Source organism: uncultured Pseudoflavonifractor sp., from assembly GCF_944387805.1.
Classification (GTDB): domain Bacteria; phylum Bacillota; class Clostridia; order Oscillospirales; family Oscillospiraceae; genus Pseudoflavonifractor.
Genome location: NZ_CALXGI010000009.1, coordinates 18,174 through 30,635, shown reverse-complemented (window position 1 = coordinate 30,635; position 12,462 = coordinate 18,174). Strand labels below are relative to the sequence as shown.

The 12,462-nt window shown below is 57.4% G+C and carries 11 protein-coding genes; 6 read left to right on the top strand and 5 right to left on the bottom strand.

The features are described 5' to 3' along the window. Positions 1 to 27: 27 nt before the first annotated feature. From Q0K06_RS04170 to Q0K06_RS04155, 4 genes are read right to left on the bottom strand one after another with little or no spacing between them, the layout of a single operon-like run. Positions 28 to 954 carry a GTP-binding protein gene (locus Q0K06_RS04170; RefSeq protein WP_294548963.1) on the bottom strand — a complete coding sequence of 309 codons (927 nt, stop codon included), beginning with the start codon at positions 952 to 954 and terminating at the stop codon, positions 28 to 30. 21 nt (positions 955 to 975) lie between these two features. Then, positions 976 to 2,712 (bottom strand): ASKHA domain-containing protein, encoded by a 1,737-nt coding sequence (locus Q0K06_RS04165; RefSeq protein ID WP_294548961.1) that lies wholly within the window; start codon positions 2,710 to 2,712, stop codon positions 976 to 978. 43 nt (positions 2,713 to 2,755) lie between these two features. Continuing rightward, the gene (locus Q0K06_RS04160) at positions 2,756 to 3,412 is read right to left on the bottom strand and encodes a hypothetical protein (protein ID WP_294548959.1); all 657 of its coding nucleotides are present in this window, start codon (positions 3,410 to 3,412) and stop codon (positions 2,756 to 2,758) included. A 59-nt stretch (positions 3,413 to 3,471) separates the two neighbouring features. Beyond that, a complete protein-coding gene (locus Q0K06_RS04155; protein WP_294548957.1) occupies positions 3,472 to 4,749 on the bottom strand; it encodes a helix-turn-helix domain-containing protein in 1,278 nt (425 codons plus the stop codon). Positions 4,750 to 5,022: 273 nt separating this feature from the next. On the opposite strand from Q0K06_RS04155, the gene Q0K06_RS04150 reads away from it, so the two are divergent. The 6 genes from Q0K06_RS04150 (at position 5,023) to Q0K06_RS04125 (ending at position 11,333) form a co-directional block, all read left to right on the top strand. After that, positions 5,023 to 5,682 (top strand): cobalamin-dependent protein, encoded by a 660-nt coding sequence (locus tag Q0K06_RS04150; protein ID WP_294548956.1) that lies wholly within the window; start codon positions 5,023 to 5,025, stop codon positions 5,680 to 5,682. 87 nt (positions 5,683 to 5,769) lie between these two features. Further along, positions 5,770 to 6,411: a corrinoid protein gene (locus tag Q0K06_RS04145; protein WP_294548954.1), complete on the top strand. Its 642-nt coding sequence runs from the start codon at positions 5,770 to 5,772 to the stop codon at positions 6,409 to 6,411. A gap of 90 nt (positions 6,412 to 6,501) precedes the next feature. Next, positions 6,502 to 7,959, top strand: coding sequence for a trimethylamine methyltransferase family protein (locus Q0K06_RS04140; protein ID WP_294548952.1), 1,458 nt, complete (start codon positions 6,502 to 6,504; stop codon positions 7,957 to 7,959). A 129-nt stretch (positions 7,960 to 8,088) separates the two neighbouring features. Continuing rightward, the gene (locus Q0K06_RS04135) at positions 8,089 to 8,325 is read left to right on the top strand and encodes a hypothetical protein (RefSeq protein ID WP_294519895.1); all 237 of its coding nucleotides are present in this window, start codon (positions 8,089 to 8,091) and stop codon (positions 8,323 to 8,325) included. A gap of 3 nt (positions 8,326 to 8,328) precedes the next feature. Further along, on the top strand, positions 8,329 to 9,891 hold the full coding sequence (locus tag Q0K06_RS04130; protein WP_294548950.1) for a sodium:solute symporter family protein: 1,563 nt from the start codon (positions 8,329 to 8,331) through the stop codon (positions 9,889 to 9,891). 83 nt (positions 9,892 to 9,974) lie between these two features. After that, positions 9,975 to 11,333: a uroporphyrinogen decarboxylase family protein gene (locus tag Q0K06_RS04125; RefSeq protein ID WP_294548948.1), complete on the top strand. Its 1,359-nt coding sequence runs from the start codon at positions 9,975 to 9,977 to the stop codon at positions 11,331 to 11,333. 192 nt (positions 11,334 to 11,525) lie between these two features. On the opposite strand, the gene Q0K06_RS04120 is transcribed toward Q0K06_RS04125, so the two are convergent. Further along, the gene (locus Q0K06_RS04120; protein WP_294548946.1) at positions 11,526 to 12,410 is read right to left on the bottom strand and encodes a hypothetical protein; all 885 of its coding nucleotides are present in this window, start codon (positions 12,408 to 12,410) and stop codon (positions 11,526 to 11,528) included. Positions 12,411 to 12,462 lie beyond the last annotated feature (52 nt).

Genomic DNA, 12,462 nt, shown 5'->3' with positions numbered 1-12,462 from the left:
GACAGGTGAACGGCGCTGTTTGCGGCGTTACCGCAGGTCCACGGGAGAGTGGAAGCAGTGCTTGGCAGCTTCCAGGGTGACGGAGAAGATGCGCACACCCACATTGGAGATGATGACCAGCTGGGTCTGGTCCAGGGCGTCGCCCCAGTCCTCCATCTGGCAGACTGTGCCCACCATGCTGACATTTTTGGTGCCCTCGGTGGTGCGGCAGAAGCCCTTGACCCGGTAGGTGGAGGGGGCAATCTCCTCCAGGAACTGCCGCAGGGCCTGGAGGGTGACGGCCTCCTGGGTGGAGAGCGTGATGGTGACGGGGCGGCTGCTCTCGGTGTTGGAGCTCTCCTGAGGTGCAGCTTCTTCCTGAGGGCCTTTGGCGAGAATGTCCCGCAGGGAGACGTTGGCATAGGTGGCGCGGTAGATGTCAGCCCTGGGGTTGATCTCCCGAATACTCTGCTCTACCTGCGTCAGCTGCTCCTCTGTCACCAGATCGGCCTTGTTGAGAATGACTGCCCGGCTGTACTCCACCTGACGGCGGAGAGCCAGAAGCAGCTTGAGGTACTTGGGAAAGTAGAGGGCGTCCACCAGACAGATGGCGCCGCAGTAGTCGTAGACCGCGCCGGAGAGGGCGGCAATCTGGTCCAGAATGGAGGAGATGCTGGAGGGGTCGGCCAGACCGGAGGCCTCCACAAAGACATAGTCCAGATCCCGTCCGGCCATATCGATGAGAGAGTCCACAAAGGAGTCCTTGATGCAGGCGCAGAAGATGGAGCCGTTGTTGAGCTCAATCATGCTGGCGCCGGGGATGTCGTGGCGGATAAGGGCGCCGTCTACACCGGTGCCGCTGAATTCATTAACAATCAGACCGATTTTTTCCTGGGAGAATTCCTGAAGCACATGGTTGAGAAAGGTGGTCTTACCAGCCCCCAGAAAACCGGTGAGAAGAACAAGCTTGCTCATATCTGTCATCCTCCGTAACCATTAAAAATTCATGTTCATAATGTAGGTCTCCATGAATTTTGGGTTGGTAGCCAGCTCCACATGCTCAATGGAGGCAGGGAGGGCCTCGCAGCGATCCATCTCCGCCTGGTCCAGCAGACACAGCTGCACGCCCTGACCGGCGCCGTTTCCGATGGAGAAGATCCGATCCCGGGGAACGGGAGGGAGCAAGCCGATCGCAAGGGCCCGGTCGATGTCAATGTAGTTGCCGAAGGCGCCAGCCAGGTAGAGGGCGTCCAGCTGGTCAGGGGAGAGGCCGGACTCCTCCAGAAGGGTGATGCAGCCGGAGAAGATGGAGCTCTTGGCCAGCTGGATCTGCCGCACGTCATGCTGGGAGAGGTAGACTGGACGGTCGCCCCGGGCGAAGTAGAAGGCAGTATTAAACTCCCCGGCCTCACCCAGATATTCAGCCAGAGGGCTGCCGGGGTGGGCGGCCAGGAACTCGTCGGCGGGCAGAAGCCGGCCGGTTTCATCGATGATGCCGGCCCGGCGCAGCTCAGCCACCGCGTCAATAATGGCGGAGCCGCACAGTCCAAGAGGCTCCACACCGCCGATAACGCGGTAAGTCAGCTTGCCATCCTGAAGGGAGACCCGCTCGATGGCGCCTTCCATGCCCCGCATGCCGCAGGAGATGTTGCCGCCCTCCAGAGCGGGGCCGCAGGCGGTGGAGGCCACCTTGTATCCGTCGCCATTGCCCACGGCAATCTCGCCGTTGGTGCCCAAGTCCACCATCAGGCAGGGACCTCTGTCGGTGGGAAGCGTGAGAAGTACGGCGGCGGTGTCGGCGCCGACGAAGCCGCCCAGCAGGGGGAGAAATTCCACCACGCCGCCCGCAGGCATGTCAATCCCAGCCTCAGCACCGGAACAGCGGACAGGCCCGGCGGTGATGTTAACAAAGGGGTCCTGAGAGAGCCCGTAAGGGTCCAGACCCAGAAAGAGGTGCTGCATGGTGCTGTTGCCGCAGAGCACCAGATGGTAGAGATGGCTGCGGAAGCCAGGGATCTTCTGCTCTGCCTGATCCAGCAGCTCGTGAATGGTATCCCGGATGTGGCCGTTTAGCTCGTCCAGGCCGTCCTTGTTCTGGCGGGTATGGAGAATGCGGGTGATGACATCAGCGCCTCTTACAATTTGTCCATTCAGTGCGGACACAGTGTGGAGCAGCGCACCGGTGTTCAAATCGTAGGCATAGAGCACCACAGAGGTGGTGCCGATGTCAATGGCGCCGCCGTAGAGCAGGGAGGTGGTGTCGCCGGGTTCTACCGCCAGAGGTTTCCCCCGGTAGGACACAAAGGTGACCCGCTCCACTGAGGAGTCAGCCATCAGCTTGGAAAATGAGCGCAAAAGGCTGGAAGAGGCCGGTTCCAGGTAGGCGCCGCAGTGAGCAGGCATCAATTCAGTCTTGGTCAGGCAGCGCTTGGAGACAGCAGGGGAGAGCCTGGCGCGATGGGCGGAGCGACCCTCAGTGACGATGGACGCGTCCCGGGTGAGCTGGTGTTCCTCCAGGTAGACGGTCATATCACAATCTACCACTGTCCGGCATGCAAGGACAGTCTCGCTGACGCCGCCCCGGTCGATCCGGACAGCGCACTTGCCGCAGGTGCCCCGGCCGCCGCAGACCAGATCCATGGGGAAACCGGCGGCGGCGCAGGCCTGGGAGATGGTTACACCGCCTGACGTCTCAAAGGCTGTGTTTTGGTTGGGCAGTTTGATGCAGTACATAGGGCAAAACCTCCAGTTTGATTGTCTTGATTTGTGGGCGGAATCAGAGACAGGCAGCAGGCCCTTCCGTGGAGCGGAAGAAGCAGGAGGTGTTGGAACACTTGCCGCAGTCGTGTTCCACAGAGATCTCCGGATTGCTGCGGTCAGCCCCGAAGAGATAGAGCATGGATTTCTCGGGGTAGAGCATGTAGCTCTCCGTCAGTCTCACATGGGACACGGCGGGGATATTGTGAAAAGCGGACAGAAGGGAGGACTGGTACTCCAGGCCCAGCTCCCGTTCACCGGGAGAGAATCGCTGGGTAAGGTGGCAGCCCTTTTCCTCCATGGCAGCGGAGATCTGGCGGTTCATCTGGTCAGAGGCGTTGAAGAGCAGCTCATTGACCAAGTCGTTGAGGATATAACCCTCTAGAAAATCACCCTGAGCCAGCATTTGGGAAATTTCCCTTGTGATGTTCTCCGAGCAGGTGGACAGACAGGTAATGCGGTACTTGCACCGGTCCACCTCGGGCACGCCTACGGGCGGTTCGTTCTCATCCACGGAGTAGCAGTGCGTCATGCAGAGCTGCTGACGGGCAATCTCCGCCAAGGAGGGAAAGACCGACTGGGCATATTGGTAAGCGTTGGTATCCGGCTCAATATGGAGCCTGCGAAAAATGCGCTCCCGGTCATATTTGGGCGTAACATCAGCGAAGTAAACCATGAAAGGTCATCCTTTCCTCGTGTCTGAATTCGTGAGCTTGTGGAGCGTCATTCAAGGAATCAGCCAGAGACGTGTTTCTCGCTGCTGAGTTGACTTTTGTACCGGCGAGGAGTGGTCCCAGTCACCTTTTTGAAGATTTTTGTAAAATAGCTCTGATCATCAAACCCTACCAGTCCAGCGATTTCCAGCAGGCTTCTGTCTGTGTTGCGCATCAGTTCGGTGCTGTGTTCAATGCGAATGCGATTGAGATAATCGGTGAAACTGGAGCCCAGCTCCTGCCGGAACAGCTTGGACAGGGAGGACTCATTGAGAAAGAGGGCTGCGGCCAGATCTCGCAGCGTCATCTTCTCCATATAGTGGGCGTTGATATAGCTCACCGCCCGGGTGATGGCAGAGGATACCTGGGGCAGGTCGGCAAAGACATCATCCACAAAATGAACCACCAGCTCCCGGCTCCATTGGGCCAGGCTGTCCAATGTATTGAGTTCATTCAGGGAGTTAATAAATTTGAAATCCAGGCCGAAGATCTTGCGAAGGGACGCACCCCGCTCAGTGGACATACGGGCCAGGGAGATATACAGTTCAAAGAAATGCAGCTTAATGCTGTCGAAATTGCCGCCTTCAACCAGGACCAATTCTTCAAAGAGGTCCTCCAGACAGGTGAGGGCAGCCTCGCGGTTGCGGGCCTGAATTTCTTTGGAAAGGCGGTCCTCCAAATCTGAACAGGTGGGAGCGGACAGGGCGGCAGAGGTGTTCTGGGGCCTGCTCTGCTTGCGTTTTTGAATGTGGTCTCCCACGGTGAGCTGGCGCTGATAGCGGAGGCGGAGCTGTTCGTAGTCGTCCCAGTTTTTATGGCTGTGTACCACTGCGCTATACAGCAGCAGGGAGAACTTCTGTATTTGTTCTGGAGTATATACCTGCATGGAGGAAATGAAAAGAGAAATTTTCGCCAGAAGATCAGGAGAGACCTGATTAAACTCGAAGGCCTGGGTGAGGAATTCGGCAGACACAGGGCCCATGGATATGGGGCCGGCCACAGCGCAGCCGCAGAACTTTTCTGATACAATAACAGGGACGGCGATGTGGATCAAGCCGGATGGACAGGAAAATATGTATGGTTCGCCCAGATGATAGGAGGATTTGGCAGAAAAGAGCAGCGTACTGCTGCAAATGCTTTCCGGCTGACGATAGATGGGAAAGAATTGGCAAAATTTTTTCTCCGCCTGAAATTCCTCCAAAATTACGCCGTCCGGGTCAAAAAGGGTCACCGGCACGCCGGTGCTCACGCTGAAGGCGTCCAGATATTCATGCAGGCGCTTATGATCAATGGCAGGCAACCGAATTCCTCCTATCTAGCATGAAGTAGATTCCTGTATGGGAGATGGTGCAGCGTTGTAGGGGGAAGAACAAATTGGTAAAATAGAGATTACCAATTTGTAATTTTTTAAATACTATACCCCTTTTTTGGAAGAAAAGCAATAAACAAGTTTCCTACCAGGGCTAAACGTTGGCAAATACGCCGGAATAAAACAAAAAGAAATGGTATTTTTCTTAGAAAATATAGGCTGGTTTCGATATACTACAAGCGTGGAGCGGAAAGGAACAGCAGAATGAATCGGTTTAGTACAATTTTTCAGAGCATCATCGACGGGGATGAAAAGAAGACCGTAGCGGAGTGCCGAGAGCTGCTTGCAAAGGGTTGCCGTCCGGTGGACATTCTGGAAAAGGGCATGATTCCGGCCATGGATCGTCTGGGCGTGATGCTGAGCAGGGAGGAGCGGTTTATCCCTCAAATCCTGCTCTCGGCCAGAGCCATGCAGAAGGCGGTGTCCATCATTCGGCCGCTGCTGCTGGAACAGACGGAAGGAGCGATCCATCGGGAGAAGGTTGTGGTTGGAACCGTCCGTGGCGACATCCACACCATCGGAAAAAGCCTGGTGAGCATTATGCTCCAGAGCGCCGGATTCGATGTGACGGATCTGGGGTCCAATGTCGGTGCCGAACAGTTCATTGCCCAGCTGCGGGCAGACGGCGCTCGAATTGTGGCCATGTCCGCCATGCTGACCACATCCATGGCCAGTATGAAGGAGACTGTGAAGCGGATTCGCCAGGAGGATTTCGGCTATCCCGTCCACATCATTGTGGGGGGCGGCCCCATTACGCCCAGCTTTGCCCGGGAGTTAGGAGTGGAGTTCTCTGCGACGATGATGGACACGGCCCGCCTGGCCACCGAGATTAGCACAGAACGGCGGAAGCCTCCGCAGGACTGAGCGCTGTACCTTACACACGATAGCTGAGACCAAGGACAAACGAAGGAAGCAGGCATACGGATAATATTTGAAAAGGAGCGGGAATTCATGTCTATTCTCAACGAGATCACCGAGCTTGTTATTAAGGGCGACATCATGGGTACCAAGGCTAAGGTGGCCGAGGCAGTGGAGCAGAAGGTGGAGGCCACCGACATTTTGAACAACGGACTGATGCCCGGCATCAACGAGATTGGCGAGCGGTTTGCCAAGGGGCAGATTTTCGTGCCCAACGTGCTCATGTCCGCCAAGGCCATGAATACCGGCGTGGAAGTCATTCAGCCCCTGCTGGCCGCCGGCGGCGACACCACCATCGGCACCGCTGTCATCGCCACTGTGAAGGGCGACCTCCACGACATCGGAAAGAACCTGGTGGGCCTGATGATGAAGAGCGCCAATCTGAAGGTCATTGACCTGGGCGCCAACGTTCCCGCAGAGAAGTTCGTGGAGGCCATCAAGGAGTACAATCCTGATATTGTGGGCCTCTCCGCGCTGCTGACCACCACGATGAACGAGCAGGGCCATGTCATTGAGGTCCTGAAGCAGGCCGGCGTCCGGGACCAGGTCAAGGTTATGATCGGCGGCGCCCCTGTTACCCAGGCCTGGGCCGACAAGATCGGCGCTGATGCCTTCACTGCCGATGCCGCCGCCGCCGCCCGCTGGGCCAAGGAGTATGTAACCAGCATCCGCTGAAATTCCGACTGAACGTTCCGGCCTTTGCGATTCCGACTGACATCCCGGCCTTGCGCCGGCAGATATGAATGAAATGGAGGATGAATTCCTATGGTAGGAAGAGTTAAATATGAAGTGTTGAGCGACCAGGAACTTCAGTATCTCAAGTCCCGCATGGAACAGCTGCTCATCGAGCGCGGCATTCATCTGGACCATGAGGAGCTGCTCTCCGAGCTGGATAAGCTGGGCTGCGCGGTAGACATGGAGAAGAAGGATGTCCGCTTTACCAAGGAGCTTATCGACAGAGCCGTCGCTGCCGTCCCCAAGAAATTCACCCTCTATTCTCCCAGCGGCAAGTACGACCTGGAGTTCCCCAATCCCACCGGCAGCTTCTATACCCGCACCAATACCGGTGCGCCCAACTACCGCACCATCAATGGCGACACTCATTACACCACCCTGGAAGAGGTGGACGAGTGGTATAAGATCACCAACGTGATGGAGAACCTGGACTATGTCACCCTGCCTTCCACTTCCGGCGAGTACGTGCCCGGCGACGCTGTGGATGTCTATACGCTGGAGAAGGCACTGAAGCACTCCGCCAAGCATATCTGGATTCAGCCCTATGAGTCCGACAATGTCCAGTGGCTCATCGACATGGCCGCCGCCGCTGTGGGCGGGCTGGAGAACCTGCAGAAGAAGCCCATTGTCAGCTTCATCTCCTGCGGCGTGCCCAGCCTGACCTTCAAGCATATGGACGCCGAGGTGCTCTACCGCTGCGCCAAGGCCAAGGTGCCTGTCCAGCCCTGCTCTCTGCCCACTGCCGGAGCCAACACCCCCGTCACCGCCCAGGGCACCGCCTTTGTGGCCTGCGCCGAGGTCTTTGCCCAGATTGTGATTCTGGAGCTCCTCTGCCCCGGCCTGCCGGTTATCGCCACGCCGCTGCTGTTCTCCATGGACATGCAGAGTACTTATACCCTCCAGTCCAACACTGAGATCACCATCGCCCGTCTTATCTGCATGGAGCTCTTTGAGCGGGGCTACAATATCCGCGCCCACTCTTACGGCACCGGCACCGACAGCGTGGTGCTGGACGCGCAGAACTTCATTGAGCGCACCAACCTCATTGACGCCATGGCCATGAGCGAGGCCTCCGTCCTGGGCGGCGCCGGCCAGCTGGAGACCGCCAAGACCATCAGTCCCGTGCAGCTGATCATCGACAACGAGATCTTCGGTATTGCCCGCCGCATCCGCCGCGGCCTGGACGTCAACGACGAGACGCTGGACTGGGAGGATCTTATTTCCGGCGCCGATCGGGATCCGTCCTTCAGCTTCCTGACCAGCGAGCACACCTTCCGCCACTTTACCGAGCCTCACCGCCCCGACATGTTCAACCGGGACAGCCCCGTGAATTGGGAGCTGGCCGGCAGCAAGACCCTGGCGGAGAAGGCCGTGGAGAAGTTCCACGCCATCATGGCTGCCGAGGACGTCTACGCCCTGCCTGCCGACAAGGCTGCTGAGGTGGAGAAGGTGCTCAAGCAGGCCCACGCCGCGCTGGTAAAGGAGTAAGCGCACTCCGGCCATCTGCGATATGGCCCGCATCTCCGTGCGGGCCATATCATGGATCCGCCCCATAAGCGGTTTCGGCGACGAAATTCCGCATGTGTGTCTGGAATTTGAGAGAAAGGCGGTTTAGAGATGAAAGTAACGAAGACGGAAAAAATCTGGCTGATTCTCACGGTAATCTTCTATATCCTCTACAATCTCCCTGGTGTCCCGCCTTATGGCGAGGCCATTCCCACGCTGATTCACGCGCTGCTTACGGTCGTACCCATCTGGATCATCGTCTATGTGGGCCTGGTAAGGGTCTACCGGATTTACAAGCTGCGAGATGATGCGGACGCGCCCCCCGCGTCCAGTACAAAGGAGGGATAACGGATGCTGAGCGCCAATACTATCTGGATCGCATTTGGCCTGTACATGTGCTTCCTCATCGGCGTGGCAGTCTACGTTACGCTGAAGGAGCGCCGCCAGAAGAACAAGGGAAGCCTGCTGACCGCATCCGTGCCCTGGCCGGTGCTGGTTATGACCTACATCGCGTCTCTGATGAGCACCTGGGTGTTCTTCGCCGGCCCCGGCGCCTACTACCGCGGCGGCCTGGGCTACTGGCTGTCTGAGATGAGCTACATTGCCCTGTTCCCCATTATCGCCCACTTTACCATGAACAAGGTGTGGATCGTCAATCAGGAAAAGGGCGGCACGCTGGTTACTCCCGCAGATTTCTACTATGAGCGCTTCAAGAGCAACGCCCTGCGCACCATCCTGGGCATCATCTTCCTGGTCTCCGCCGTACCCTATGTCACCTCCACCCTGGTGGCCATCGCCCAGGCGGCCCAGTATGCCACTGACGGCGCCATCAACTACCGCATGGCTGTTATTGTCATCGGCCTGACCATGACGGTTTTTGTGTGCATCGGCGGCATGAAGTCCGCCGCCATGGCGGATACTGTCCAGGGCCTGCTGTTTATTGCCATGCTGTGGGTCATCGTCATCGCCTGCCTTATCGTGGGCTTTGGCGGATCCCTGCCTGCGGCGGTGGGCAACCTGTGGGAGAACACGCAGTCGTTCTTCTCCTATCCCGGCCCCTCCGGCTGGACGCCCTACGCGGCCCGGTTCGGCTATCCCTTCTCCTGCGCCATCGGCTGGACCATCATGCTGCCCCATGTGTTCGTCCGTTCCGGCTATTTTGGCGACAACATGAAGACCCAGCGCAAGCTGTCCTTCCTCACCCCTGTGCTCCAGGCCGTGGTTTGGACCGGCACCATGATGATCGGCCTCATTGGCCTGGCTCTGGTCAGCAATATGACCGCCTCCGAGTCCGAGCTCATCATCCCCTATCTGGTGAAGAACTTCGTGCTGGACTTCAGCCCCATGCTGGCCGTTGTGCTGATGATTGGCTTCTTCGTGGGCTCTGCGGCCGTAGGCCTGTCCACCGCCAATGCTTTCCTGGGCGTCAGCGCCGCCATTGTGTCCTCCGATTTGATTAAAAATACCTTCCATATTAAGGTGCCTGAGAAAAAGGAGAATATGGTCCACCGGGTCATCATCGTGGTTATCGGCCTGACCTCCACTGTTCTGGCCATCAATCCGCCCGATCTGATTTTCACCCTGATTATGTTCTCCATCGCCATTGTAACGCCCCTGTTCGCCGTGCTGGTGTTCGGCCTGTACTGGAAGAAGGCCACCAAGCAGGCGGCTATCGTCGCCTCCATTGTGGGCACGGTGCTGGTTCTCATGACCTACTTCGTGTGGGACGTGGGCGACACCTGGTACGGCGCCTTTGGTCTCCTGGGCTCTGCAGTGACCATGTTTGTGGTCAGTCTGGTGACCAAACAGCCCGAGAGCGACGCCGCTCCCTTCTTTGCCACGCTGGAGGCCGGAATGAACCGGTTCTATGAGGTTAAGAAGGCGAAAAAAGACGCAAAAGCGGTGGAAAAGTAAGCGTCCTGCCATCACATCACTGCATTCTGAGGGGCTGGAGGGTTCCGCCTCCGGCCCCCGGTCTGGAAAGGAATTATATCATTATGGGTAAGGAACTGATTTTTAAGACCATGCGTCACGAGCCCACCAAGCGGGTGCCCTGGGTGCCCTTTGCCGGCATTCACTCCGGAAAGCTCAAGGGCTATACTGCGGAGGAGATTCTTCAGGACGGTCAGAAGCTCTATGAGTGTCTGATGGAGGTGGCCCGGCTCTATGGGCCTGACGGCATGCCCATCATGTTCGACCTCCAGCTGGAGGCGGAGATTCTGGGCTGCGACCTGATGTGGGCCAAGGATAATCCGCCCTCCGTGGCCAGCCACCCCTTTGAGGGGGACAATAAAGGGATTCCCTGCCGCTGTAAGCTGCCCACCCCTGAGTCCGGCCGGATTCCCGTTATGCTGGAGGCCATGACCAAGCTGAAGGCCTCGGTTGGCGACGACATCGCCCTCTATGGCCTCATCTGCGGTCCCTTCACCTTGGCCTCTCACCTGCGGGGAAGCGAGATCTTCCTGGATATGCTCATGGATGAGCAGTATGTCCGCGATTTGGTGGGTTATTGCGCCGAGGTCTCCATCCGCATGTGCGATTACTATATCAACGCAGGCATGGATGTCATCGCGGTAGTGGACCCCCTGGTCAGTCAGATTGCCCCTGAGTCCTTCGATGCCATGCTGGCGGACTCCTTCAAGGCGGTGTTCGACTATATCCGCAGCAGGGGCGTGTTCTCCTCTTTCTTTGTCTGCGGCAACGCTACGCCTCAGCTTGATGTGATGTGCAAGACCAATCCGGACTCTATCGCGGTGGATGAGAACGTGGATTTTGTCTACGGCAAGAGTGTGTCCGACAAGTACAACATTGCCATCAGCGGCAATATCCCCCTGACCACCGTCATGCTCCACGGTACCCCCAAGGACAACATGAAGTATGTGGTGGATTTGCTGGACAGGGTGGAGGATCACCGCAACATGATCATCAGTCCCGGCTGCGACATGCCCTATGATGTGCCTGTGGAGAACACTGTGGCCTGCTCCCAGGCGGTGAAGAACACCGAGCAGTGCCGCGAGATGCTCAAAGACTACACCGGTCCCGACGAGAGCGGCATCCAAATTGAACTGCCCGACTACGAACATTTGGAGCGGCCTCTCATCGAAGTCTTTACGCTGGATTCCACCCAATGCGCCGCCTGTACCTATATGATGGCCGCCGCACAGGCTGCCAAGGACTACTTCGGCGATAAGATTGATATTGTGGAGTATAAATACACCATCCGTGAGAATGTAGTCCGCTGCAAGAAGATGGGAATCACCAACCTGCCCACTATGGTCATCAACGGCCAGATCCGCCATGTCTCTATGATCCCTGACGGCAAGGCCCTCAGGGAAGAGATTGAGGCGCTGCTGTAAACTACAGCCTATTATTTCGATTTAGTGCGGAGTTTTTCCGGAGTACAGCGCCGGACAGACAGAAGATTTGCGCAGATCTTCAAGAGATGAATCGATGCCAGTCAGTTCATTGCGCCGCATTAAATATCTCCCTCACAAAAACACAGAGCGCCCGGCTTGGGGAGCCGGGCGCTCTGTGTTTATAATTTTTATTTATAAAGGTAGAGAGGCGGGGTCGATTCCGTAAATCTGGACTACCTCCAGGAGAGGGCTCTCGGCCAGGTCCAGCACGGTGACAATCTTCCCGCCGTCCGAGTCCAGGTCTACGCCGAAGGCCTGCCAGGCGTACCAGGGGAGGTAGGCGCACTGGGCCTTGAGCGGGCTGTCCGGGTCGGGGGCCTTGGGACCGAAGATGCCGGAAAGCAGGCTGTATGGAATCCCATCCAGATGCTCCAGGGCAAACTGCACAACCTGTTGTCTGGTTTCGTCATCGGCGTCTTTTACCCTCAGAACCATAAAGTTGGAGTAGGTGCGCCAGTGCTGGGCGTTGACCTGGGCGCTGTCGCTGCCCAGTACCACTGCCTCCAGTGTGACGCCCAGCAGGGGATCCACCACCAGAGATGCATGGCCATGCCGCCAGCCGTAGGTGTGGGTGGAGAAGGAGAGAATGATGTCGCCTGGCTCCAGCGGAGCCAGGGGCACCGAGTAAACTACGTTTCCTTCGGCATCCCGCAGCCGATCCTCCTTGGTGATGGGGGGCAAATCCAGACATACCGGCGTCTGTTCAGCAAAGAACCCCGCCTGGGTTTCCAGAATCTGAGCCACACCCTGACTGCCCCGGGAGAGCAGTGCGTCCACTGCCGGGCGGGCAAGGCCGGTCTGAAAAAAGAGCGTCTCGTAATCCGCATTCTCCAGCTTCGGCTGTGACAATATGGGGGAAAGGTCTATTTGCTGATAATTCGGTGAAAAATAGGGGGCGCGATGGGCCCAAAAGGTTTGAAGCAAGGCGTTGAGCCCAAAGAACAGCACCACAATGGCCACGGGAACCGCAGCCCAGAGCCATCGGCGGCGGTTTTTGGCGGTTGATTTTGCCTGCATGTTAAGTCACCAGTCTTTCATAGGACAAGAGGGTATCTCATAGGATTATATA

Bases quoted from the DNA above. Each gene is read 5' to 3' on its own strand.
- Q0K06_RS04170 (WP_294548963.1), bottom strand. From the start codon at position 954: ATGAGCAAGCTTGTTCTTCTCACCGGTTTTCTGGGGGCTGGTAAGACC.
- Q0K06_RS04165 (WP_294548961.1), bottom strand. From the start codon at position 2,712: ATGTACTGCATCAAACTGCCCAACCAAAACACAGCCTTTGAGACGTCA.
- Q0K06_RS04160 (WP_294548959.1), bottom strand. From the start codon at position 3,412: ATGGTTTACTTCGCTGATGTTACGCCCAAATATGACCGGGAGCGCATT.
- Q0K06_RS04150 (WP_294548956.1), top strand. From the start codon at position 5,023: ATGAATCGGTTTAGTACAATTTTTCAGAGCATCATCGACGGGGATGAA.
- Q0K06_RS04145 (WP_294548954.1), top strand. From the start codon at position 5,770: ATGTCTATTCTCAACGAGATCACCGAGCTTGTTATTAAGGGCGACATC.
- Q0K06_RS04140 (WP_294548952.1), top strand. From the start codon at position 6,502: ATGGTAGGAAGAGTTAAATATGAAGTGTTGAGCGACCAGGAACTTCAG.
- Q0K06_RS04135 (WP_294519895.1), top strand. From the start codon at position 8,089: ATGAAAGTAACGAAGACGGAAAAAATCTGGCTGATTCTCACGGTAATC.
- Q0K06_RS04130 (WP_294548950.1), top strand. From the start codon at position 8,329: ATGCTGAGCGCCAATACTATCTGGATCGCATTTGGCCTGTACATGTGC.
- Q0K06_RS04125 (WP_294548948.1), top strand. From the start codon at position 9,975: ATGGGTAAGGAACTGATTTTTAAGACCATGCGTCACGAGCCCACCAAG.
- Q0K06_RS04120 (WP_294548946.1), bottom strand. From the start codon at position 12,410: ATGCAGGCAAAATCAACCGCCAAAAACCGCCGCCGATGGCTCTGGGCT.